Consider the following 24286-nt stretch of genomic DNA (forward strand, 5'->3'; position numbering starts at 1 on the left):
CCATCTACTCCATATTATTATAGAATTCTATAATATTTCTAGCAGTAACTTCACCAATACCATCAATACGTGTTAATTCAGTTATTTTAACATCATTTAAATTATTACCAAATATATCTACAACTTTACGTGCACGTTGACGACCTAAACGTTTAACTCCAGTAACAAGTGGTAATAAATCCTTTTTAACACCATAGTATAATCTGGAACTTAACTTATCAATTTCATTTAAATGTTTATATTTTCCAAGAACATCACAAATATTATAGAAGTATTTAACAAGACTTGAAGCCTCATAACTAGCACGTCTAGTTGATGCTGCATATACTTTTAAATAATTCTCAATTTCATATTCTTTCCTTTCATTAATCCATTCAAGTAAACTAGCTGCTGTAGCTTCATTATTTGATATGAAAGTAACAAAAACTCCTTTACTTGTGAGAACTTCCTTGATATTATCCTTATTAGCCCTGAATTTCGTGTTAATTTTAGGTAGATCTGATGTTTTAGATATTTCATATATGAGATTTGCAACACTAAATTCCTCATCAATCATATTAGCATAATCTTTTAATTTAACAGCAGTTTTCACTGCATAATTACTTCTTGATATTAAACTACCAAGGGGTGTTGTTTGAAATCCTGAAGGAGTTAATCTTATAATACCATTTTGTATAAGATATTCAAGAGCACTTGAAATTTCATATTTTATAGTCTCCCCTGAAAATCCAAAACTCATATCATTATAAGTGTGTGATATTTGAAATCCATAGAATGTTTTATTAAAGAAATCTATTAAATCATCCATATCCTTTGCAAATCCACTTGAAATCTGGGTAATTATCTGTTTTAAAACAGCATCTTCATTATCAATTAATTTAGAATTTGTTACTTCTATGTCTCCATGAACATAGTATTCATCAAGATTAAATGCTTCATCATATGTTTTTGCAAGAAGATAGGAGTATCCTTCTGTATCAAATCCTGGACGTCCTGCTCTTCCAGACATTTGTTCATAATCAAATACTGGTATGTTTGTCTGTCCCTGTTCTGTCCATCTAGTATAATCACGTATTACAACATTTTTTGATGGTAAGTTAACACCATACATTAAACTAGGGGTTGCTGTTATCATTAGAAGATTACCATTTATAAATTCTTCTTCAATAATTTCCTTTTGTTTATCAAAGAGTCCTGCATGATGAAATGCAATTCCATTTCTTATACATTCTGCTAACTTATAACATACTTCTGTAGGCTGTGAATTCTTTTTTATTGAAACATTTAACACATCTTCTGCAATGGAATTAAAAATTTCCTTTTTACCATCAGGTATATGTTTTGCTATTTTTTTAGACATATTCTGGGCAAGTGATTCTGTAAATCTACGTGTTGATACAAATGTTAACATTTGAGATGAATCATTAAGTGAATCATTAAGTATCTTAAATACTATGTTGTTTTTATCACTAGTTCCAAATTCCTCAGCACATAAAACTTCTTTGTGTAGGGGTACAGGTCTATAATCATGAACTACAACGTTTGCATCTAGCCAGTGAGAAATTTCTTCCATATTTTTAAGTGTTGCAGATAATGCAATGATTCTCATACTCTTATTATTTTCTTTTAGTCTTGTAATTGCACATTCAAGTGTAGGTCCTCTACTATAATCTCCAATCATGTGAAATTCATCAATTATTACTAAATCAATTTCATTAAGAGTATTTCTTGAAAATCTAGTCAAAGCATCAAATGATTCAAAAACCATAACTGCAATATCACATCTAGATGGATGTTTACCTACTTTAAATCCAAATTCCTCAAATACCTTAAATTCCTTATATTTCTCATTTTGTAGAGATAGTAGTGGTACTGAATATACTACTTTACCACCATGTAGTAGTACTTTCAGTGCTGCCAGTACACCAAGAACAGTTTTTCCACTAGCGGTAGGTATTGATATAATATAATTATCATTATTTTCAAGATAACCTGAATCTATCACAGCCTTCTGTGCAGGATTATACTCCTTTATGTATGGATAACATTTATTCATTATTTCTTCAATATTAGAATCTATTTTGCTCATCTATTCACCCTATTTATATTATTATGAAATGCTCAATTTATGTATGGAATTTTCATTTGACTATAATCTCTTTCTATAGTTTTTCGTGCATTTTTACCTAAAGTGTTTCTTTTATCTTCATCATCTACTAATTTGTCAATAGCATTAGCTAACTTCTCATAATCTGCTACTGGTACTATTACTCCATTTTCATTGTTTGTTATGATACTTTGAATGTTACCTGTGTCTGTAGCAATTAATGGTTTTTGACAAGACATACTCTCAAGAGCCACAATACTTGCTCCTTCAGATATGGATGGAAGTACCATGATATCAGATTCAGGTATTATTTTCTCAGGAATATTTGTTTTTCCCATAAGATATATGTCTTTAATGTTATGCTGGTTGATATATTCTTTTAATTCTTCTTTTTTAGGTCCATCTCCATATATTAGGAGAACATATTCTGTTTTTGATATTTCTTTAGCTTTTAAAAGGTATTTTAATCCCTTTTGTACCACAAGATTTCCTATAAACATCACCAATGGCTTTTTGTATTTAGTGTATAGTTTTTTTTTATCATCACTTATTGGCTTAAATTTATTTGTATCTACTGTATTTGGTGTTATATGGGATTTTTCTATAAGTCCTTCTATATTTAAGGCTAATGCTTTTTTTTGTAACTTTTCACTTACAAAATACACATTATCTAAGTGTTTTAGAGTATATTTTATAAGGGGTTTTGTAAAAATCTTACTTGGTAATATATTAATATCAGATCCATGTGCAGTTGCAACGATTTTTACATCCTTATGAATTAATGTGGCAACAAATGCCTGTGGAAGAAGATAATTTGCATGTATTATATCGATATTATATTTATCAACAATTTTATTTAAGATAAAATAACTTGAAATAATAAAACTAATTCCTCGAAGTAGGGGAATGTTAATTGTTTTAGCCTCAAAAACATTATCTTTTCTGGAACAATCACTAGAATAAGTTAAAACATAGACGTTATGTCCCTTATTTGTGAGAGTATCTTCTAATTGTTTAGTATATGTGGCAACACCACCTACTTGTGGAGGATATTGGCCAATAATACAAATATTCATGGAATCACTTTTTATTAAATGGGATGTTTTGTATGTGACTTGGCGTTAATATTTCACCATTCATTTTCACAATAACAGCATGAAACTTTATACCTTCATATTTAAGACTACATAATTCAACAATCTTATTAGCAATTAATTCAAAAACCTCTATTGTAATGTTATTTTCATCTAAAATCTTTATAACATCCTCTGTTGTAATACAATTATATATATCATGTAATGTTTTCTTATTAGCACCTACAAGTCCTGCATATGCAGTCATAATCTCACGTCTTGCATCTGCAACACTTTGCTTGGTGTTAAATATTCCAGCAGCAATTTTAATTAACTTTCCTGCATGACCAAATAAGGTTATACTTCGTATTTTTCCAGTTTTATGGGCTTCTTCAAGCATATAACCTACAAAATTACTCATCTCAATAATTTCATCCTCATCTAGTACTAATTTTTCCTTTGCAATTCTTGTTCCAATATTTCCTGGAACAAAAAGTAGATCTTTATATCCATTAGCAAGAGCAACATCTATTTGTACTCTTAAAGAGTCAGTATATGCCTTTGAAGACATTGGTCTTGCAATACCTGTAGTTCCAAGTATGGAAATTCCATCTATAATACCTAATCTACTGTTCATGGTTTTTGGAGCTATTTTCTTACCTTCAGGTATTATGATTTTAATTATTGCACCATTATCTTCAGGTAAATATTTCATTATATTTTCCTTAATCATCTTACGTGGTACTGGATTTATTGCATACTCTCCCACTGGAATTTGTAGTCCTGGTTTTGTAACACGTCCAACACCATCTCCTCCAGTAATTTCTATAACACCACTATTATTAGTTAATGTAACTTCAGAAATAATTTCCATACCTCTTGTTACATCAGGATCATTATAATTTGGTTTTTTAACAATAGCCCTTGCAGTGTTATTATCAATAAAAGAAGTATCTTCTATTTCAACAGTTAACGTAGTTGTTGGTGCTGTTATTTTAACAATATCTGGAGCCTTATCAACAAGCTTAAGTAGAGCTGCTACACTTGCAGCTGTAGCCACACTTCCTGTTGTAATTCCAGACTTTTGACTTGAATTTTCATGAACTTCTATTTTTAATCCCCCATTAATTGAAGTGAGTTTTAAATTCATAAGCACTCTTATAGTATTATTATATATTATATAATATCTAACATTTTTTTCTATTATTAGGGAAATTTTTTTTAGAGGACAATTTTTTTTAAATATGTAAAACTAGATTATTTTAAAAAAAGATTTTGAGGTTTTAAAAAAGAAAAATAAAGAAGTATCATTTATAATTTTTCTTTTAATTTTTCAACTAATTCTTCTGTAGAAGGAGCACCAATAAATGCAACTTCTCCATCAATTACAACAGTAGGAACAGACATTATAGTGTATTCTTGAACTTTATCCATATTTTCATTAACATCTAAATGTTCATAATCTACAACATCTCCTAATTCTTTAACAGCTTCTTCTGCAGCAGCTACTGCCATAGGACAGTATGGACATGAAAGTGATGTAAATACTTCTAATTTTATAGTCATTTTTTATATCTCCATTTATCTTTTACTTATTATCATGATATGTGTTAATATTTATATATTTTTATTTTTTTTTAAATAGAATATATTTTTTCTTTAGTCTTTAAAATAGAGGAAATTTGTGTAAATATTTTCTATAATAAAATTAATAACTTAAAATAATCAATAGATTATAATATATATTAAATTTTAGTGATACTATGGTTAAGGTACGTTCTCCAGCATCTGCTACAGTTATAAATGCAATTAGTATGGGTAAAGGTTCAGCTTTTGGTATAAAATTATATGTAACCTCAGATGTAAGAGTTTTAAATCATGATGCAAAGGAAGATATTGAATGTAAATGTAAAAGTCTTGATTATCCTGATATGGATACTTCTCTTATGGATTTATGTGTAAAAAAGGTATATTATAAATTAAGAGAATTTGATATTTTTAATTTAAAAAATATTACTTTAAAAGTGGAAACAAAATCAGACATACCTCCAGGTTCAGGTTTATCAAGTAGTAGTGCAGCTTCTAATTCAATAGTATATGCTACATTAATGGAATTACTATCTGAGGCTAATCTTTCAAGGGATGATGTAGATATAACAGATGAAGATTTGCTTAACATGGGAATTGATGCTTCATTAGAAGTTGGTGTTACAAAAACTGGGTCATATGACGATGCTTCAGCTTCATTTTATGGTGGTTGGAAAATAACTGATAATTATGAGAGAAAAATTTTACATGATTATATTGTTGATTATCAGAAAGTATTAATATATATACCAAACAAATCTTTATATACTGCACAGTCTGATGTTAAGGCTATGAAAACTTTAGCACCACTTGTGGAAATGGCATTTGAAAATGCTATTAAAAAGAATATTGAAAAGGCTCTAACCTTAAATGGCTTCTTATTTTGTGCAGCATTGAATTTAGATAGTCAAATATCCATTGATGCATTAAAATCTGGAGCTAAAGCTGCAGGATTATCAGGCACTGGTTCTGCATATTCTATATTAGTAGATGATTTATCTGATATTGATGAAATTAAAAGTGCACTTTCAAAATATGAGGGTAAATTAGTAGAAACAAGTCCTGATAATAAGGGATCTGTAGTAATAGGGTAATAAGTGATAATATGGATGTAGAGGAAGCAAAAACTTTATTAAATAAATCCCGGGATAAAATTGATGTATTGAATGAACAGATAATTGATTTAATTATTGAACGTACATCTCTTGCTCATGATATAGCTATATCTAAGAAAGCTCTTAATAAAGATTTATTAGATACAGCAAGAGAAGATATTATTCACGATAAAATAGATAATCTCTTAGCTAGTAGGGATGTTGATAAGGAAAAAATTATTGAAATCTTTGAAATACTAGTTGAGATGAGTAAACAAGAGCAAAAAAAATATTTAGATTAACGTTAATTTTTTTTCATGTATAAAATAGGAGGTTTGATTATGGGAAACATAAGAACTACATTTGTTAAAAGAACAGCAAAAGAATTATTAGAATTACACGGAGATAAATTTAATAGTGATTTTGAAAACAACAAACAAGTAGTAGCTGAATATTCTACAGTGTCCACAAAACACTTAAGAAACCAAATTGCAGGATATGCTACTCATTTATTAGAACAATAGATTTGTTTTAAATCTTTTTATTTTTTTTTATTAAAGAAACTCTTTTTATATAGAATAAGTAATCTTTTTTTGGGGCAAGTAGTTCTAATTAATCTCTTTTTTTAGTAGAATTTATTTTATAATTAGTTAAAATAAGTGGATGTTCTAAAAATATGGGAACTAAAAATCATCTACTTGAAAAAAGTATATTTTCAGTTCTATCTTCAATTTTTTCCTAATAAACTATTTGAAATAATTATCCTATCTTTAATTTATATTTATTTATATTTTAAAAAGATATATACCTCTTTTTAATTAAAAATAGTCTTAAAAATTATGTTATTTGGTAAATAATTAAATCATGTTTGATTAATAAGAATATTGTTATATTTTAATGTTGGATGTTATTCTTTTTTAAATATGAATTCTACTTATTTGCATGATTCTATTTAAAGATTCTTAAATTAATCATATTATTTTAATACTATAAAATCATATATATTTTTAAGAATACTTTATTGTTATAATCTTTTTAATAAAACAATAAAAAAAATAATATATTATAATAAAGGTGAATTTATGGGAATAGTTGTGGCAAAATTTGGTGGAACATCAGTTGGTTCTGGTGAAAGAATTTATAAAGCAGCTAATTCAGTTGTTAATGAATACATGCAAGGAAATCAAGTAGTGGTAGTAGTATCTGCTATTAATAAAACTACTGATGAGTCAATTAAATTAGTAAATGAATCAATAGGCGAATTAGTAACAGAAAAACAATTAGCAGGCATATTAAGCATGGGTGAAATGCAAAGTGTACGTATAATGGCAGCAACAATAGAATCATTAGGTGTCAAAGCAGAATTTATAGATCCATTTAGTGAAAAATGGCCTGTAATTACAGATAGTAACTATTTAAATGCTAAAATTGATAAAAAAGAAACTCAAAAACGTGTAACAAAGTATATAAAGAAATTATTAAATCAGGGAATAATTCCGGTGGTTTGTGGTTTCTTAGGATGTGATGTTGATGGTTCTGTAACTACTCTTGGAAGGGGTGGAAGTGATGTATCAGCATTTTTAATAGGACATTGTTTAGGTGCTGATGAAGTTGTTATAGTTACTGATGTAAAGGGTGTAATGTCTACCGATCCACGTAAATTAAACACAGCTAGAAAATTAGATAAAATCACCGTTGAAGAAATGATAGACTTAGCTAACTATGGAGCACAAGTATTACATCCTAATGCTTTAAGATACAAAGATCCTAATATAAAAGCAAAAATAATAAGTTTCGAATATGGAGATTTAAGAGTGCAGGGAACTGATATTATAGGTCCAGCACATGAAGAATATGATGTTATTACAATTACAAAATGTGATGATAAATTATCAGTTCTTGCAGTTGTTGGCGAAAATTTAATGAATCAACAGTGTATTATAGCACAAATAACACAAAAGGTTTGTGAAAATAAATTAAATATATATGGCATATCTACTGGTGAAAGCTCAATAACTTTGTTTTTCAAAGAGGATGAGGCCATAAAAGCTCATGAAAAACTACATGATCTAGTTATTGGTGGAGATACATTAAGTTCAATCTCTTTAGGTCAGAAAATTGCAATGATTTCTGTGGTAAGTCATGATTTTATAGATACACCAGGCATTATAGCCAGTATAACAAAACCATTACATGAAAATGAAATAAATATTGTTGAATTATCATCTAGTCAAACAGCAGTTGTTGTATTTGTAGATTGGAACGATGGTGATAAGGCATATGACTTAATTAAGGAGACTTTACAATGAATTTAGAAGGAACACATGTAGCAATGATAACACCTTTTAATAATGATAACACAATAAATGAAGAAAAATATAGGGAATTTATTGATTTTTTAATAGAAGGAGGAGTTGATGGTATTCTTGCTGCAGGAACAACTGGTGAATCAGCAACATTAACACTAGAAGAACATCAAAAAGTAATAGATATAATGGTAGATCAAGCAAATGGTAGAGTAACTACAATTGCTGGTGCTGGTAGTAATGCAACATCTGAAGCACTGGATTTAGTAAACTATTCTAAAGATGCTGGTGCAGATGTAGCACTAGTTATAACACCATACTATAATAAACCTCAACAAAGTGGTTTGTATAATCATTTTAAATTATTAAATGATCAATGTGATATGCCAATAATTGCATATAATGTACCTTCAAGAACTGGTGTGGATTTATCTGTAGATAACATAATAAATCTTGCTAAATTAGATAATATTGTAGCAATTAAAGAAGCAAATCCTGATTTAAATAAATTGGCTCATGTATTTAGTAGGTTGAATTCTGAAAATTTATTAGATGACTTTACAGTATTGTCTGGTAATGATTCATTAACTCTACCTATGATATCTCAGGGATCTAAAGGAGTAATTAGTGTAGTGGCCAATATAATGCCTAATAAAACATCAACAATGGTAAATAATGCATTAAATGGAAATTATGATGAAGCAAGAACTTTATCAAATGAATTATTTAATTTAATGGATGTTCTATTTATTGAAGCAAGTCCAGCACCAACAAAAAGAGCACTTAACCTTATGGGTATGGATGTTGGTGGACTTAGAATGCCAATAAATGAAATCTGTGATGAAAATGAAGTAATATTAAAAGAGATTCTTAAAGAAAATAACTTAATATAAAAAGGAGTGTAATACATGATAAGAGTAGCAGTTACAGGTTGTGCAGGAAATATGGGTTCTAAAATCATTAAAACTGTACAAGCACAAGATAATATGGAAGTAGTAATGGGAATAGAAATGCCAAATAGTCCTCTAGCAGGTAATGATTTAGGTCAACAAATAGGTTTAGGTCCAATGGGTGTGGAAATAATTGGTTCACAAGACTTAAAAACTGAATTAGAAAAAGTTAAACCAGATGTACTTGTTGACTTTACAATAGCTAAAGCAGCAGTAGAAACAGTTAAAATTTGTGCTGAATGTGGTGTAAATGTTGTTGTTGGAACAACAGGATTAAATGATGAACAATTAGATGTCATGCATAAAGCTATTAAAGATAATGATATTAAAGCAGTTATTTCTCCAAACATGGCCACAGGAGTGAATGTATTCTTTGAAATTGTAGGACAAGTTGCAAAAATTTTAGGTAATGAATACGATGTTGAAATTGTAGAAGCACATCATCATAACAAACAAGATGCACCTTCTGGAACAGCAAAAAGAGCTGCAGAAATAGTAGCAGAAAATCTTAATCTAGATCTTAAGGAAAAAGCATGTTATGGCCGTGAAGGTATGGTTGGTAAAAGACCAGAAAATGAAATTGGAATACATGCTGTACGTGGTGGAGATATTGTAGGAGATCATACTGTAATGTTCTGTGGTGATGGTGAAAGAATAGAAGTAATTCACAGAGCATCTACAAGACAAGCATTTGTAAATGGTGTAATTCGTGCAATTAACTACCAAAGTTCTAAACAAGATAAAAATATTGCAGACATGTTTGATGTACTGGGATTATAATAAGTAGGTGTTTTCATGGTAAGAAATGTATGTGTACTTGGTGCAACTGGAATGGTAGGTCAACGTTTTATCCAGTTATTATCTCAAGTACCAGATTTTAATATAGTGAATGTAGCAGCTTCTGAGAAATCTGCTGGTAAAAGATATGAAGATGCTGTTACTTGGCATCAAACAACTCCTATTCCTGAAGAAGTAAGGGATATGAGAATTGTTAATACGAATCCTGATGAGATTAGTGATGATGTAGACTTTGTATTTGCTTCTCTTCCTGCTCAGCTTGCAGAACCTGTAGAAGCAGCATTTGCAGAGAAATATATTGTTGCATCCAATGCTAGTGTAAATCGTATGAAAGAAAATATTCCACTAGTAATTCCGGAAGTTAATCCTGAACATCTTGAAATGATGGAGCTACAAAAGGATATTAATGGATGGGATGGATGTATTGTAACAAATCCAAATTGTTCAACCATAGCATTAACTTTAACTTTAAAACCATTATTTGATAAATATACATTTAAAAGAGTTTCTGTAACTACTATGCAAGCTGTTAGTGGTGCTGGATACAATGGTGTTCCATCAATGGGTATTGTGGATAATTTAATACCTTATATTGGCGGAGAAGAAGAAAAAATGCAATCTGAAACATTACATTTACTTGGAAAAGTCAATGGTGGGCTTGTAGATAGGGCAAATTTCCCATTAAGTGCTTCATGTAATAGGGTGGCTGTTGTTGATGGTCATACTGAATCAGTTTCAATAGAATTTGAGGAAGATATTACAGTAGATGATATTGAAAAAACATTATCTGAATTTAGAGGATTACCTCAAGAAAGAAATCTATCTTTTGCACCTAAACAACCTGTTATTGTGAGAAAAGAGGAAGATAGACCTCAACCTCGTATGGATAGAGATGCAGGTCATGGTATGAGTGTATCTGTTGGTAGAGTAAGAGAAGATGTATTTGATAATAGTTTCAAATATACTCTTGTTGGTCATAACACTATTCGTGGTGCTGCTGGAGCATCAATACTTAATGCTCAATTGATTTCTGAGTTATATTTATAGATGAGTTTTCACTTTTTTTTCTTTTTTTGTGGTGTTGTCATGTCTTTATATTCTTTGGATTTGATGATTTTATATTTTTTTAATCATTTAATACACACACCTCTACTTGATAGTATCATGATATGTATTTCATATGGGGGACTGTTATATTTTGGATTGTTTGTTGCATTGTTGTTGTATTTATTTGGTGGTTTAAAAGGAAAAAGAGTATCTAAGATTCTTGTATGTTCACTTTTAGTTTCATTTTTTGTAATTGAAATTATTAAGTTAGGTGTTATGAGACCAAGACCATACGATGTTTTATCATCTCTTGTTGTTATTGGTCATGAATGGGATTATTCTTTTCCGTCAGGACATACTGTTAATATGACTGTTTTATCATATATTTTGGGTAAATCATATGGACATCTTGATTTGTTTTTGATTTGTCCCTTAATTATTGGTATAACTAGATTGTATCTTGGCATGCATTATCCTTCAGATGTATTGGGAGCTTATATTATTGGTTTATTATTGGCTTTTATTTGTTTTAATATATTCTCGAGGAGATTTAAAATTAATAATATTTAATCTATTATTTTCTTTTTAAAAATAGTTATTTTTTGGAATATTAAGAAATATGAGTTTAATAGAACTTTATTTATGAAATTAATTTTTATTTTTCTTCTATTCTAAAAATAATTTATGTTTTATTATTAATAAATGTTTTTATTTTTTGAGTATATTTTTTTATTAGTTATAAGGAATGTTTTAGTTTATTTTATTTATTTAAACCTTTTTACCTTTTTTTTAAGTAAATTTAAATGAATAGTTTTATTACTTGTATATCTTATTAAAATATTTTTAAACATTGATTTCTTTTTTCATGTTTTATTTTAAAAATTATATTAATAAATTCATATTTGGTTATTATGTATAATCTTATGCTTTTTTTATTTTTTTTGTAATAATAATGAATACGCTTATATATAATTGTTTAAATCTTTAATTGTAGTTAAGTAGGTGGTATTTTAAGAAAATTACTCCCTACATTAATGGTATTAAGCAATAGGGGATAAGTGGTGACAATGAATATAAATTATACAAAAAATCTTAGGGATGTATTAAATGGTAAAAAAACTGATATTGCTCCAGTAGTAACAGTAACTCAGTCAGGGATATTAGATGCAATGGAAAGAACAGGAACCTCATGGCCTCAAGCACATGAAAATCCAGAACAAATGGCAACACTTGGAGCTTCATTATATGAACTTGCCAGATTAGAAGATGCTAAAATTCCATTTTGTCTAGCAGTTGAAGCAGAATCAATGGGTTGTGAAGTTGACTTAGGTTATGGTGGAAGAACACCAGAGGTTGTAAAATCCCCATTTGAAAAACCTGAAGATATTGAAATACCTGATAACTTTGAAACATCTGGACGTATACCTGTTATATGTGAAGCAGTTGAAATATTACATGAGCGATATGATAACCTACCAGTATGTGTTGGAATAACAGGTCCATTTACAGTGGCAGGTCATTTAATAGGAGTTGAAGATATTCTTAAAATGATTAACTTGGATTTATTTGCAGTAGAGGATGCAATAGAAATAGCAGCAGAAGCAGTTTCAGCATATATTAAACAGTTAAATGAAGTTAAACCTGAAGTTATATGTGTGGCAGATCCAACTTCATCTGGTGATTTACTTAGTCCGCTGGATTTTGCACAACTATCAGTACCTGCATTAGAGGATATTCAGGAAGTTATGAAATCACAAAATGTACTACATATTTGTGGTCATACAGCAGGTATACTTAAGGACATGCTTAGTTGTGGATATAATGGTATAAGTATTGAAGAAGCTGTTGATATGAGGTATGCTCAGAAAGTTAAACATGAACTTGGAGATAAAACACAGGTTTGTGGAAATATATCTACAAGTAAAACTCTATTTAGGGGAACTCCTGAAGAAGTAAGAGGGGAAGTATTGGAAGCATTAGAAAAAGGAGTTGATGTAGTAGCTCCTAGTTGTGGTATAGCAGCAAGTAGTCCTTTAGAAAATATACAAGCAATGGTTAATGCCCGTAATGAATTCTTTGGAATATAATCATTCTTCTTTATTTTTATTTTTTTTCCTGTTTTTCATATATAGTATATGGAATTTATGTAACTTTTTTTTGGATAATATGTATGTTTTAATTTTTCTATTTAAGTCTCTTTCATTAAAAGAAAAAACTTTAAAAGTTTAAATTTAATATATATAACTAGTGATCACAATGGCGTTTTTAAAGGATGTAGAATCAGAAGAGTTGAGAGAATTAGTAAAATCTTGTTTTAAAGAAATAAATACTCTTAAAGAACAATTAAACGATGAAAATAAGGATATTAAATCAAATAAAGTAGTTAAAAATGTACTAATACAATCAGAATCAAATAATACTAATCTTCAAGCAAAAATAAATGAACTAACAGATAAAGTACATAAACAGGACACTTATTTAAAAGAAAAGGAACTTGAATTACAAGAAATGGAAACTAGACTAAAAGAAAAGGATTTGCAAATTAAAGAAGTAGAATCTCAAAATTCTGGAAGTTCTTTAAATGAAATGGTTTTGTCAAAATATGAAAATCAAATAAAAGCATTGGAAGATAAAATTCAAACACAAAAAACTACCATCTCAGAACTTGAAGAAGCAGCTAATAATTCAAATGATTATCTTGCAGAAATTAATCGTCTAAAAGAAGAAAAATCATTATTACAGAGTGAATCTTCACAGACAGAAGTAAATCAATTAAAATCAATTATTGAAAAACAAACTGTTGAATTAAAAGAGATTCCTATCTTAAAAAATCAATTAACAATGGAAGTATCCTCAAGAGATCAAAAAATAAAGAAATATGAGGAAGAAATTGATTTATTAAATGAAAAACTCGGAGAAAATGAAGATGTAAGTAGTATTAAGGAAGATTTAATTCAAAAAGAAGATGAAATTTCAAAGTATAAATTAGAAATTTTACAATTTGAAAAACAAGTAGCTGCCCTTAAAGAAAATAGTTCAGAGGATAAATCAGAGGATTTAACAGCACAAATCACTGATTTAGAGTCTAAAATAGCATTTTTAGAACATGAGAATAACAGTCTAAGAGAAGGTAATGTAACATCTGATAAACAAGGATTAGACTCTTTAATTGAAGATATTACAAAAAAATCTAATGAATTAATAGATTTAAGATCTAAATATCAGCGTTTACAAGATACAAATAAGATAAATGAATTTAAGATAATTGAATTAGAAAATGAAAACGCCAAATTAAATGAGTCAATTGATCTTAAGGAATCTGATGTATCAGAAACTGTTGACCTTGAATTAATCAGTGAAAACAAGGAACTTAAAAATACTCTCTTAGAAAAAGAACAATTATTATCACAAAGTGAAAATGAAGTTAATCTATTAAAAAACACAATACTTAAGAATCAAACAGAAGTAGATGATTTATCTGAGAAATTAGCACAGAATGAAAATGAAATTAAGGATTTATCTGAGAAATTAGCACAATCTCGAGAAGATGTCACAACTTTAAATAACAAATTACAAGATAGTCAGCTAAAAGTAGGTGATTTGAATGATGATGTTTTAAAACTCAAATCTTTAGAAAAAACTATTGAATTAAAAGATATGGATTATTCTAAATTAGAGGATAAATATCAACAATTAAAAGATAATTATGATAATTTAGAAAAATCTCAAGTAGATGTTGATGAATTATCTTCTCTTAAAGAACAAGTAAATGAAAAGGATTTAAATATTAGATCTTTAACATCTCAAAATGAAGCATCTGAATCAAAAATAGCTGAACTTGAAAAAACATTAACAACTCGTGATAATGAAATATCTGAACTTAAATCAGAACTTGATTCTTTTGACTTTAGTAAAAAAGAATCAGAAATAAATAATGCTACAAATCAAGAAATTAAATCTATTAAGAAAGAATTATATACTAAAGATGCTGAATTTGATAAATTAAAACTAGATTATAATCAATTACGTAAAAATTCATCTAAACAAATAAATGAATTAAATGAAGCTCTAGATAAATTTACAAATGAAAATGAGAAGATACTTACTGAAAAGAAATATCTTGAAGATTCCCTGGATAGTAAAAATTCCTTACTTAATAAATTAGAACAAGAAAATAATTCATTAAATCTTATTATTAAAGATAAAGATTCAAATTATAACGTTCTTAAGAAGAAATTCCAAGAAATCAAAAGAAATAATGAAGAACAAATAAATCTTCTTAAACAAGATGTTCAAGATAAAAATGATAAAATTGCAGCATTACCTCAGAAACTTGAATTAAAGGATATTGAGATTTCTCAATTAAATAAAATAGTTAAATCTCATGAAAATGATGTTTTATCTAAAAATAATGAAATTAAGACTTTAAGAAATAAAGTTCAGGAATCTCGTGAAGTAATAAAACAATTGAATGATAAATTATCTGAAAATTCTGTGGTTATTGATGAAAAAATACGTTCTAAAGAAGATGAAATATTTAAATTGAAAGATAACTTTAAAAATAGTGTTAATGAAAAAGATGAAGAAATAAGTAGATTAAAATCATTATTAAGTCAAAGAAATTATAAAATTGATGAATTAACAGAGAATGTAGGTTCATTAAATCATGACTTGGAAGTGTTATCCTTTAAATTTGAAGATAATAAGGAACAATTCAATAAATGTGAGGAAATAATTCAGGCAAAAGACGATGTTATTTCTAAAAAAGATGAATTAATTGAAGATATTAATCAGCAAATTAATAGATTAGAAAATAAAATAAAACTTAAAAATGATGATATTGAAGAATTAAATGATGATTTATCTAAAAAAGATACATTAATATCTAATCTTAAAGAAGAAATTTCCGAATCTAATCTTAAATTAAATAAATTAGATGATCTTTCAAGTCAAATAAAAGAGAATGATACTTTAATTGAAAAATTAAATGATGAATTAGCACTTAAAGAACAAGAAGTACAAGAAAATGTAAGGGAATTGGATACAGATAAATCACATATAACTGAACTTAAAGAACTTATTGAACGTAAAAATAAGGATATTGAAGATCATAAGAAATTATTATCTGAGAAAAATACTCAATTACTCGAATTTAAAGATTTAAAACCACGTATAAATGAGTTAGAAGTTGAAAAATCTGATATGATGGCTAATTATCAACAACAAATCACATCTTTAAATGCTGATTTGGAAAAAGCTCAGTTATTTAAAACAGAAAATGAGAAGAAAATTGAACAAATTAGTCAATTAAAAGAACAACTTAATGATAAAGATGCACAAATTGCAAGTTATGAACAGTATAAAAAGTACTTTGATGTATTAGTAGCAAAACCATTACCTAGTTTAACAAGTTTCCAATCACAAATATATCGCTTGTTACCTGATGCTATGAGTGCTACTGAATTGTATAATTATATTGTAGATTTAGGTTTCATTGCACTTGAGAAGGAAAACTTTGCAAAAACACTTAAAGCACTTGAAAAACGTGGATATTATCAACGTGCCCGTGATGGAGATAAAATCATATGGGTAAAAATTGGTGAAGATAAATAATATTTATTCTTCTTTTTATCATCTTTTTTTTATTTAATTTACTTATCTGTTGTTTTAATGTATTTTTTGATTGTTTTATATTTTTCTGTATGTTATACAGAATAATACCACAAAGTATTTATATAAGATTAAACCCATTTATGAATATAGACTGATTATAAAAATTTATATTTTAATGAAAACTAATTTAAACTAAAAAAATTGAAAAAATATGGATTACATCCATAATTTAATATTAACAATATAATTTAATAGAGGTAATATATATGGCACAACAACAACAACCTTTAATTATCTTACCTGAAGGAACAACAAGAAACTTAGGTAGAGATGCACAAAGAAATAATATTTTAGCTGGAAAAGTTTTAGCAGAAACAGTAAGAACAACACTTGGTCCTAAAGGTATGGACAAAATGTTAGTAGACGGTCTTGGAGACATAGTTGTAACAAACGACGGTGTAACAATCCTTAAAGAAATGGATATTGAACACCCAGCAGCAAAAATGTTAGTAGAAGTAGCAAAAACACAAGAAGACGAAGTTGGAGATGGAACAACAACAGCTGTAATAATTGCTGGTGAATTACTCAAAAGATCAGAAGAATTATTAGACCAAGAAATCCACCCAACAATCATTGCATTAGGATACAGACAAGCAGCTCAAAAAGCAATAGAATTATTAGATCAAATATCCATTGATGCTGATGATAAAGACACTCTTCTAAAAGTTGCAATGACAGCAATGACAGGAAAAGGAACAGAAAAAGCAAGAGAACCATTAGCAGAACTTATTGTAGGAGCAGTAAGTCAAGTAGTTGAAGATGGTAAAGTAGATTCAGAACAAATAAAAATTGAATCTAAAGATGGGGCAGCTATTGAAGATTCAGAATTAGTATCTGGAGTAATCATAGACAAAGAAAAAGTACATCCTGGTATGCCATCAGAAATAAATGGTGCAAAAATTGCATTAGTTAACAGTGCAATAGAAGTAAAAGAAACAGAAGTAGATGCAGAAATAAGAATTACTGACCCAGCACAAATGCAAGCATTCATTGAACAAGAAGAAAACATGATTAAAGAAATGGTTGATGAATTAGTAGCAGCTGGAGCAAATGTATTATTCTGTCAAAAAGGTATCGATGACTTAGCACAACACTACTTATCCAAAGCAGGTATATTAGCAACAAGAAGAGTTAAAAAATCTGACATGGAAAAATTAGCAAAAGCAACTGGTGCAAAAATCGTAACAAACATCGAAGATTTATCTGCAGACGACCTTGGAGATGCAGGATTAGTAGCTGAAGATAAAGTATCTGGTGATGACATGATCTTTGTAAAAGAATGTAAAGATCCAAAAGCAGTAACTTTATTATTAAGAGGTTCCACTTCCCACGTAGTAGATGAAATTGAAAGAGCAGTAGAAGATGCAATAGGAGTAGTAGCTTCCACAGTAGAAGACGGTAAAGTTGTTGTTGGTGGAGGAGCTCCAGAAATAGCAATTGCAAAAGGATTAAAAGACTACGCAGAAACAATAAGTGGAAGAGAACAATTAGCAGTAACTGCATTTGCAGAAGCATTAGAAGTAGTTCCAAGAACACTTGCAGAAAATGCAGGTCTCGACAGTATTGACTCCTTAGTAGATTTAAGAGCAGCTCACGAAGATTCAATATACATGGGATTAAATGTATTTGAAGGTGGAGTAACTGACATGAAAGAAGCAGGAGTTATTGAACCTCAAAGAGTTAAAAAACAAGCTATACAATCTGCAGCAGAAGCAGCTGAAATGATCTTAAGAATCGATGATGTAATAGCATCCTCAAGTCAAGGTGCAGCAGCTGGAGCACCAGCACCTGATATGGGTATGGGCGGAATGCCTCCAATGTAAATATAGATTATAATCTATATTAGTTAAATTACCTATGAGTTAGAGAGATATATTAGTCTCTATAAGGATTGGTTCATGATAGACTCATGAACTTACTTTTTTTTATTTTAATTTACATAACATTATATTTTATTTTTAACAGATTACAATTATAAGAAAAAGCTTTTGAATTTAATTTTTTAAGGGGAGTTTTATGGAAAAAAGTTTAGATTTTAATGAAATTTTCTTTGGTGACATTAAGGAATATAATAGACTAATTATTAGTTTACTAGAATCTCTAAGAAATATTACACCTATAACATTCTGGAATATGGATCAATCAGAATCTGATGATTTATCAACAACAATTGCACTGGAAATTATAGATTTAATTCTTGAATCATATGAAAAAGTAGCAGATAATCTCTATTCAAATGATTTAGCAGTACATGAATTTCCAATATTTTTAGAAACAAAGGAAATGATTGAATGTTTACTTATGGATCCATTTTATGAATGTGATGAATTTATTAATCTTGCAATTACATTATCCTCAGAATTTTTCACATTACTAGAGATAAAACTACTTCTTTTTGATGGATATTCCATGGAATTAGAAGCTCCTCAAGAAGTTTTAGATGAATATGATAAGGAATTAAATAATTTTATTCATAGATTTAATAATTATAAAGATGAATTTACAAAACTACACAGTTAATCTTCTTTAAACTATTTTTTATAAAAAAAGTAGGGTGAGAAGGGGGAATTTATTTTCTATCTACAGATAGTATGTGGATTGCTGCAGTTCCACCAGTACCACCTATATTTAAGGTAATACCAGAGGTAGCATCACTAACTTGACGTTTTCCTGCTTCTTGTCTTAGTTGCCAGGTAATTTCAGCAGCTTGTGCAATACCAGTAGCACCTAGAGGATGTCCTCTTGCTTTTAATCCACCAGATGGATTTACAGCTATGTCTCCATCTCTTTCTATAAGACCATCTTCAATTGCTTGTCCACCTTTTCCTTTTTCAAAGAAACCAAGATCTTCAATTGCAATTAATCCATTTATACTGAAACAATCATGAACTTCTGCCATATCCATATCTTTTGGAGTTAAATTAGCCATGTCATATGCTTTTTTAGCTGCAAATATTGTTGATGGGATGGTTGTTAAACTTTTTCTGTTATGTAAACTTATTGTTGCTGATGCTTGAGTAGATGCTCTTATATAAATTGGTGTATCAGTATATTTATGTGCTTCATCTGCTGGACATACAATAATTGCTGCAGCTCCGTCAGATACAGGAGAACAATCTAAAATATTTAATGGTGATGCTACTTTTGTTGAATTAAGTACTGCATCTACACTAATCTCTCTTTGGAATTGTGCTTTTGGATTTAGAGCACCATTTTTATGTCCAAGTACTGCAAATCCTGCAATTTGTTCACGTGTTGTACCATATTCGTACATGTGTCTTTTTGCCATCATTGCATATAATGATGGGAATGTAACTCCTTGTTGAGCTTCCCATTCACGGTCAGCTGCTGCTGCAATTGCTGGTGTAGCATCTACAACATCAGTCATTTTTTCTACTCCTGCTGCCATAACTCTATCATAGTAACCTGATGCTACTGCCATTATTGCTTGTCTTAGAGCAAGACCACCTGAAGCACATGCTGCTTCTACTCTTGTTGCTGGGATTGGTGTTAATCCTGAGTGTTCTGCTATTAGAGAACCTATATGTTCTTGTCCTACAAATAATCCACCAGTCATGTTACCAATGTACATTGCATCAATATCTTCACCATTCATGTTTGCATCGCGTATGGCATCTATTCCAGCTTCTACAACTAAATCTCTAAAGGATTTTTCCCATAATTCTCCGAATTTTGTTTGGGAAACTCCTACTATTGCGACATCTCTCATAGTTTTTCCTCCTTATTTTATTGTCTTTGTATTTAGTTCATTTTTATTTTACCTTTGAATTTAGCATATGTTGCATAGTCAACATAGGTTATTTTTGATTGAATTTCTTCTAAGGTTTTAGCATTGTTACGAACTTCTTCTATTCTGTCATTTACAGTGATTTTAAATGCATCACTTCCAGCTCCTGATCCATAGGATACTGCGAAGATTTTATCTCCAGGTTTTGCTATATCAAGAATTGATGCAAGACCAAGTGGTGTTGCTCCAGAATATGTATTTCCAATATTTGGTGTTAATAGACCTTGTTTGTATTGGTCTTCTGTGAAGCCAAGTTTTCTTGCAACTCTTATATAGAATTTTCCATTTGGTTGGTGGAATACTGCATAATCATAATCTTTAGCAGTAGTTCCAGTTTCTTCTAACATTCTATTTGCTGCTCCAAGTACATGTTTGAAGTATGCTGGCTGACCTGTGAATCTTCCACCGTGTGATGGATATGCTTGTCCTTCACGTCTATAAAAGTCAGGAGTATCTGTTGTAAAACTGCATGTGTGTTCAATATCAGCTATAGTGTTATCTTCACCAATAATATATGCTGCTCCACCTGCAGATGCTGTGTATTCAAGAGCATCTCCTGGAGCTCCCTGTGATGTATCAGCACCTATTGCTAATCCATATTTTATCATTCCAGATTTTACAAGTCCTACTGCAGCTTGTATACCTGCAGTTCCTGCTTTACATGCAAATTCTAAGTCTGCTGCTGTTAAGTTAGGTGATGCTCTTATTGCATCTGCGACTATTGTTGCGGTTGGTTTTACTGCATATGGGTGTGATTCTGATCCTACATAGATTGCACCAATATCTTGAGGATCTATTTCAGCTCGTTGTAAAGCTCGTCTTGCAGCTTCTACTGATATTGTAATAGTATCTTCATCTGGTCCTGGTACTGATTTTTGATTTACGACTAATCCTTTTGAAATAGATTTTGGGTCATCTCCCCATACTTTAGCAATTTCTTCTACTTTTATTCTGTAAGAGGGGATATGCGCTCCATATCCAACGATTCCTGTCATTTTATCACCTTACTAATATTATATTCAATAATAGTTTCTTTCTGTAATTACAGTTAAATTATATATAGATAATTTTATATTAGATTCTATTATTTTTTTTATCTGTATTAATTAAACTTTAGTTTATTCAAGTTAATATATTTACGTTATTTTTTTCTAGTTCAATAGGTTATATTATAAATATGGATTTTTATTTTTTCCTGTTTGGTGGGTATTTTATATATTAAATCTATTTTTTTCATTGTTTTATTTTTTAGTTTTATTTCTAAGTTTATGAGATTTTCATGTTTTATTTTTTTTTATTTTGAAAAAACAGTAATTTCTTATTTATAGAAGAATATAATATAATATAATATTTAATTTGTAATGGTGAGGACTTTTTAAAATGAGTACTGTAGCAGTAGTTATAAAAACAGAAGAAAAATCAGGAGTATTACATGGTATTGCAGATAAGTTATATGAAAGAAATTATAATATAATCTATACTCATCTATTTCTTGAAGATAATTTTGGAAAGATATATATGGAGATTACTGGTGTAGATGATATGAGTGATCTTCTTAGATATATTTCTAATATTCCAAATGTTGTGGAAGTTCATGCTCATAAAACACTTTATGAAACATTTGGTAAACGTGTGATAGTTGTTGGTGATGGAGAAATAATGGCTAAAACACTACAGGGTGGTATTATGGAAGCTGAATTACATAATGCTCATGGTGAAACTATTAGTGTTGATGGTATGATTATTGGTGGTGGAGTTGAAATTCAAGAAGCAATTCATTCTTTAGATAAACTTCCAAGAATCAATGCTTTGGTTTTATCAGGTAGTATGATGGGTGGTTTAATTACTGATGAGATTATTAAGTTAAAGGAAAATAATAATGATCTTAAAATAGTTTCAATTGATATGTTAGGTGATTTAGATTCGGTTGTTGATTTAGTTGTTAATGATCCTGTTCAGGCTGGAGCTATGGCTGTTAAATTAATTTCTGATATTGATTCATATGATGATGTACTACTTGATAATAAATTCTTGAAAAGTTAGATTAAATTAATATAATAAATAATTTGGAGGTATATTATGTATGATCCAGAACCTAGAGGATTTAATCCTCTGCGACTGATTATTATAATGGTTATTGCAGTTGTTATTATAATGGGTGTAACTGTAGCATTAAATGGAAATTCATCAAATAATGAGCCTGTGGAAAATAATACAACAGCACCCCCAGCTGAGGTAAATCCTATTGAGAAGTCTGTTGTTGTTAATAATTCATATGGTGTTGTTACTAAGATGTCAGGTTATGGTAATAAAACATCGGATATTCATGTGGCTTTGATTGTAGGGGTTGATGTGAAAACTCCGGCTTCAAATGTTGTTGTTTCAACACTTGAAAATTCAAAAAATCTAAAATATGCATATGATATATACGTCATTGAACCAACAAATGATACAAATATAAATAACACTACTAATAATTCAAATAACCTTACATTAAACAATAAAACTGAAGCTTTAGCTGATGAATCTGTAGTGCCAGATATAATTAGCAACAACTATAATTTCTCTATGGATATTCATGGAGTTTCAGATTCTAACTCATTTGTATTTGTACCATCAGAGGACACCTACACATCTAAGAAAGTAGTTACAGCTATATCAAACAATACTGATGTTGGAGTATACACACCAAGTAGTTATACATATGCAAGGTATGTGTCAATACCTTTAATTTCAAATAACATTCCATCAGTAGTTTATATGACTAGTCAATACAATACAAATGGAACATCTAGTGAGATTGGGGATGTGATAGGTGCTGTTGATAACTTCGACTTTGAACATTTAGATGATAGTTTAAATAACACAACTACTAATGACACCTCACAAAATACAAGTAATGTTAATTCCTCAAATAATAATTCCTCATCAGATTTAAATAACAGTACACAAACTGATGGAAATTCTGAAATAATTGACTAGGTATATTTATATGATAAATATGATTTTTTTAGATTAATATTTTTCATATAAAGAATTTTTTATTTCTTTTTCTTTTTTTTAACTTTTATTTTAATTGATTTTTATTTTGATATTTTATATAACAATATTTATATGTACATATGAACAAATATTCATATGAGGAGTGGTTGAGATGAAAGAAGATAACTTATTCAATGTCGGAGATGACACATGTGATATAACAGTATTACATGAAAAACCAATAAGAAGAGCAAAAGAACAATTAATGAGTGAAAATACATACATGGAATTATCTGAGACATTTAAAATCTTTGGAAATCCAACAAGACTTAAAATTCTATCATTATTGTCTGTAGAAGACTTGTGTGTATGTGATATATGTGAAATATTAAATATGAGTCAATCAGCAGTATCACATCAACTAAGAACATTAAGAAGTAAAAATCTAGTAAAATATACAAAAGAAGGAAAACAAGCAAGATACTCTCTAGCAGATAAACATGTTGTACAAATATTAAAAATAGGAATAGAACATGTATTAGAATAAATAAGGTATAAGATAATTATTTTTTTAGAAGGTGTATAAATGGAACACAATAATAAATGTTATGATCCTGATTGTAAAAATGAGGAATGTTTTAATCCAGAACATTTTAATTTCATATGTATGGATCCCAATTGTGAAATGGTTCATTGTGAAAAAAATGCTCACTACAATAAGGATCTATTAAAAAACTTCCAAGAAAAAACAAATTTCAAAGAATATGAACATAACAACGTTGATACTAAAGTAGATAAAATATGTGACTGTGCAGACGACTGTTGTACTGGTAATACACACCATGAACACAACCATGAACA

General features: G+C 29.1%; 22 protein-coding genes. 16 read left to right on the plus strand and 6 right to left on the minus strand.

Annotated features, from left to right (window positions below; genetic code table 11):
* Positions 1 to 4 precede the first annotated feature (4 nt).
* The 4 genes from BZ132_RS00560 to BZ132_RS00575 all read right to left on the minus strand — a co-directional run bounded on the left by BZ132_RS00560 (position 5) and on the right by BZ132_RS00575 (position 4746).
* Complete coding sequence (locus BZ132_RS00560) at positions 5 to 2089, minus strand: DEAD/DEAH box helicase (protein WP_011405718.1); 2085 nt, start codon at positions 2087 to 2089, stop codon at positions 5 to 7.
* Positions 2090 to 2121: 32 nt separating this feature from the next.
* On the minus strand, positions 2122 to 3183 hold the full coding sequence (locus tag BZ132_RS00565) for a glycosyltransferase family 4 protein (protein ID WP_011405719.1): 1062 nt from the start codon (positions 3181 to 3183) through the stop codon (positions 2122 to 2124).
* 4 nt (positions 3184 to 3187) lie between these two features.
* The gene (cbiD, locus tag BZ132_RS00570) at positions 3188 to 4330 is read right to left on the minus strand and encodes a cobalt-precorrin-5B (C(1))-methyltransferase CbiD (protein ID WP_286940088.1); all 1143 of its coding nucleotides are present in this window, start codon (positions 4328 to 4330) and stop codon (positions 3188 to 3190) included.
* 161 nt (positions 4331 to 4491) lie between these two features.
* Positions 4492 to 4746 carry an MJ0307 family thioredoxin gene (locus tag BZ132_RS00575; protein ID WP_011405721.1) on the minus strand — a complete coding sequence of 85 codons (255 nt, stop codon included), beginning with the start codon at positions 4744 to 4746 and terminating at the stop codon, positions 4492 to 4494.
* A gap of 197 nt (positions 4747 to 4943) precedes the next feature.
* Here BZ132_RS00575 and BZ132_RS00580 point away from each other — a divergent pair, with 197 nt between their 5' ends.
* From BZ132_RS00580 to BZ132_RS00635, 12 genes are all read left to right on the plus strand, one after another.
* On the plus strand, positions 4944 to 5861 hold the full coding sequence (locus BZ132_RS00580; protein ID WP_011405722.1) for a shikimate kinase: 918 nt from the start codon (positions 4944 to 4946) through the stop codon (positions 5859 to 5861).
* Between the two features lie 11 nt (positions 5862 to 5872).
* Positions 5873 to 6163, plus strand: coding sequence for a chorismate mutase (locus BZ132_RS00585; RefSeq protein WP_011405723.1), 291 nt, complete (start codon positions 5873 to 5875; stop codon positions 6161 to 6163).
* Positions 6164 to 6202: 39 nt separating this feature from the next.
* Complete coding sequence (locus BZ132_RS00590; RefSeq protein WP_011405724.1) at positions 6203 to 6385, plus strand: 30S ribosomal protein S17e; 183 nt, start codon at positions 6203 to 6205, stop codon at positions 6383 to 6385.
* A 558-nt stretch (positions 6386 to 6943) separates the two neighbouring features.
* Positions 6944 to 8170 (plus strand): aspartate kinase, encoded by a 1227-nt coding sequence (locus tag BZ132_RS00595; RefSeq protein ID WP_011405725.1) that lies wholly within the window; start codon positions 6944 to 6946, stop codon positions 8168 to 8170.
* On the plus strand, positions 8167 to 9060 hold the full coding sequence (dapA, locus tag BZ132_RS00600) for a 4-hydroxy-tetrahydrodipicolinate synthase (RefSeq protein WP_011405726.1): 894 nt from the start codon (positions 8167 to 8169) through the stop codon (positions 9058 to 9060). The genes BZ132_RS00595 and dapA overlap by 4 nt, the downstream gene beginning before the upstream one ends.
* A 15-nt stretch (positions 9061 to 9075) precedes the next feature.
* Positions 9076 to 9897 (plus strand): 4-hydroxy-tetrahydrodipicolinate reductase, encoded by an 822-nt coding sequence (gene dapB / locus BZ132_RS00605; protein WP_011405727.1) that lies wholly within the window; start codon positions 9076 to 9078, stop codon positions 9895 to 9897.
* 15 nt (positions 9898 to 9912) lie between these two features.
* Positions 9913 to 10962, plus strand: a complete 1050-nt coding sequence (asd, locus tag BZ132_RS00610) for an aspartate-semialdehyde dehydrogenase (RefSeq protein ID WP_011405728.1) — start codon at positions 9913 to 9915, stop codon at positions 10960 to 10962.
* Between the two features lie 39 nt (positions 10963 to 11001).
* The gene (locus tag BZ132_RS00615) at positions 11002 to 11532 is read left to right on the plus strand and encodes a phosphatase PAP2 family protein (protein ID WP_011405729.1); all 531 of its coding nucleotides are present in this window, start codon (positions 11002 to 11004) and stop codon (positions 11530 to 11532) included.
* 497 nt (positions 11533 to 12029) lie between these two features.
* Positions 12030 to 13049 (plus strand): methylcobamide:CoM methyltransferase MtaA, encoded by a 1020-nt coding sequence (gene mtaA, locus BZ132_RS00620; protein ID WP_011405730.1) that lies wholly within the window; start codon positions 12030 to 12032, stop codon positions 13047 to 13049.
* A gap of 169 nt (positions 13050 to 13218) precedes the next feature.
* Positions 13219 to 16575 (plus strand): hypothetical protein, encoded by a 3357-nt coding sequence (locus tag BZ132_RS00625; RefSeq protein WP_286940097.1) that lies wholly within the window; start codon positions 13219 to 13221, stop codon positions 16573 to 16575.
* 266 nt (positions 16576 to 16841) lie between these two features.
* Positions 16842 to 18458: a thermosome subunit alpha gene (gene thsA / locus BZ132_RS00630; RefSeq protein WP_011405732.1), complete on the plus strand. Its 1617-nt coding sequence runs from the start codon at positions 16842 to 16844 to the stop codon at positions 18456 to 18458.
* A 193-nt stretch (positions 18459 to 18651) separates the two neighbouring features.
* Positions 18652 to 19155: a hypothetical protein gene (locus BZ132_RS00635; protein ID WP_011405733.1), complete on the plus strand. Its 504-nt coding sequence runs from the start codon at positions 18652 to 18654 to the stop codon at positions 19153 to 19155.
* Positions 19156 to 19204: 49 nt separating this feature from the next.
* On the opposite strand, the gene BZ132_RS00640 is transcribed toward BZ132_RS00635, so the two are convergent.
* Entirely contained in the window at positions 19205 to 20365 is a 1161-nt protein-coding gene (locus tag BZ132_RS00640) for a thiolase domain-containing protein (protein ID WP_011405734.1), read from the minus strand.
* Positions 20366 to 20397: 32 nt separating this feature from the next.
* Entirely contained in the window at positions 20398 to 21438 is a 1041-nt protein-coding gene (locus BZ132_RS00645; RefSeq protein ID WP_011405735.1) for a hydroxymethylglutaryl-CoA synthase, read from the minus strand.
* Between the two features lie 385 nt (positions 21439 to 21823).
* Here BZ132_RS00645 and BZ132_RS00650 point away from each other — a divergent pair, with 385 nt between their 5' ends.
* From BZ132_RS00650 to BZ132_RS00665, 4 genes are all read left to right on the plus strand, one after another.
* Positions 21824 to 22486 carry a DUF5612 domain-containing protein gene (locus tag BZ132_RS00650; RefSeq protein WP_011405736.1) on the plus strand — a complete coding sequence of 221 codons (663 nt, stop codon included), beginning with the start codon at positions 21824 to 21826 and terminating at the stop codon, positions 22484 to 22486.
* Positions 22487 to 22522: 36 nt separating this feature from the next.
* Positions 22523 to 23425: a hypothetical protein gene (locus BZ132_RS00655; protein ID WP_011405737.1), complete on the plus strand. Its 903-nt coding sequence runs from the start codon at positions 22523 to 22525 to the stop codon at positions 23423 to 23425.
* A 172-nt stretch (positions 23426 to 23597) separates the two neighbouring features.
* Positions 23598 to 23972 carry a metalloregulator ArsR/SmtB family transcription factor gene (locus BZ132_RS00660; RefSeq protein ID WP_011405738.1) on the plus strand — a complete coding sequence of 125 codons (375 nt, stop codon included), beginning with the start codon at positions 23598 to 23600 and terminating at the stop codon, positions 23970 to 23972.
* 39 nt (positions 23973 to 24011) lie between these two features.
* Positions 24012 to 24286, plus strand: a 275-nt coding sequence (locus BZ132_RS00665; protein WP_286940102.1) for a hypothetical protein, incomplete at its 3' end; no start/stop codon positions are given.

It is taken from the genome of Methanosphaera sp. DEW79, from assembly GCF_003266085.1.
Taxonomy (GTDB): Archaea; Methanobacteriota; Methanobacteria; order Methanobacteriales; family Methanobacteriaceae; genus Methanosphaera; species Methanosphaera stadtmanae.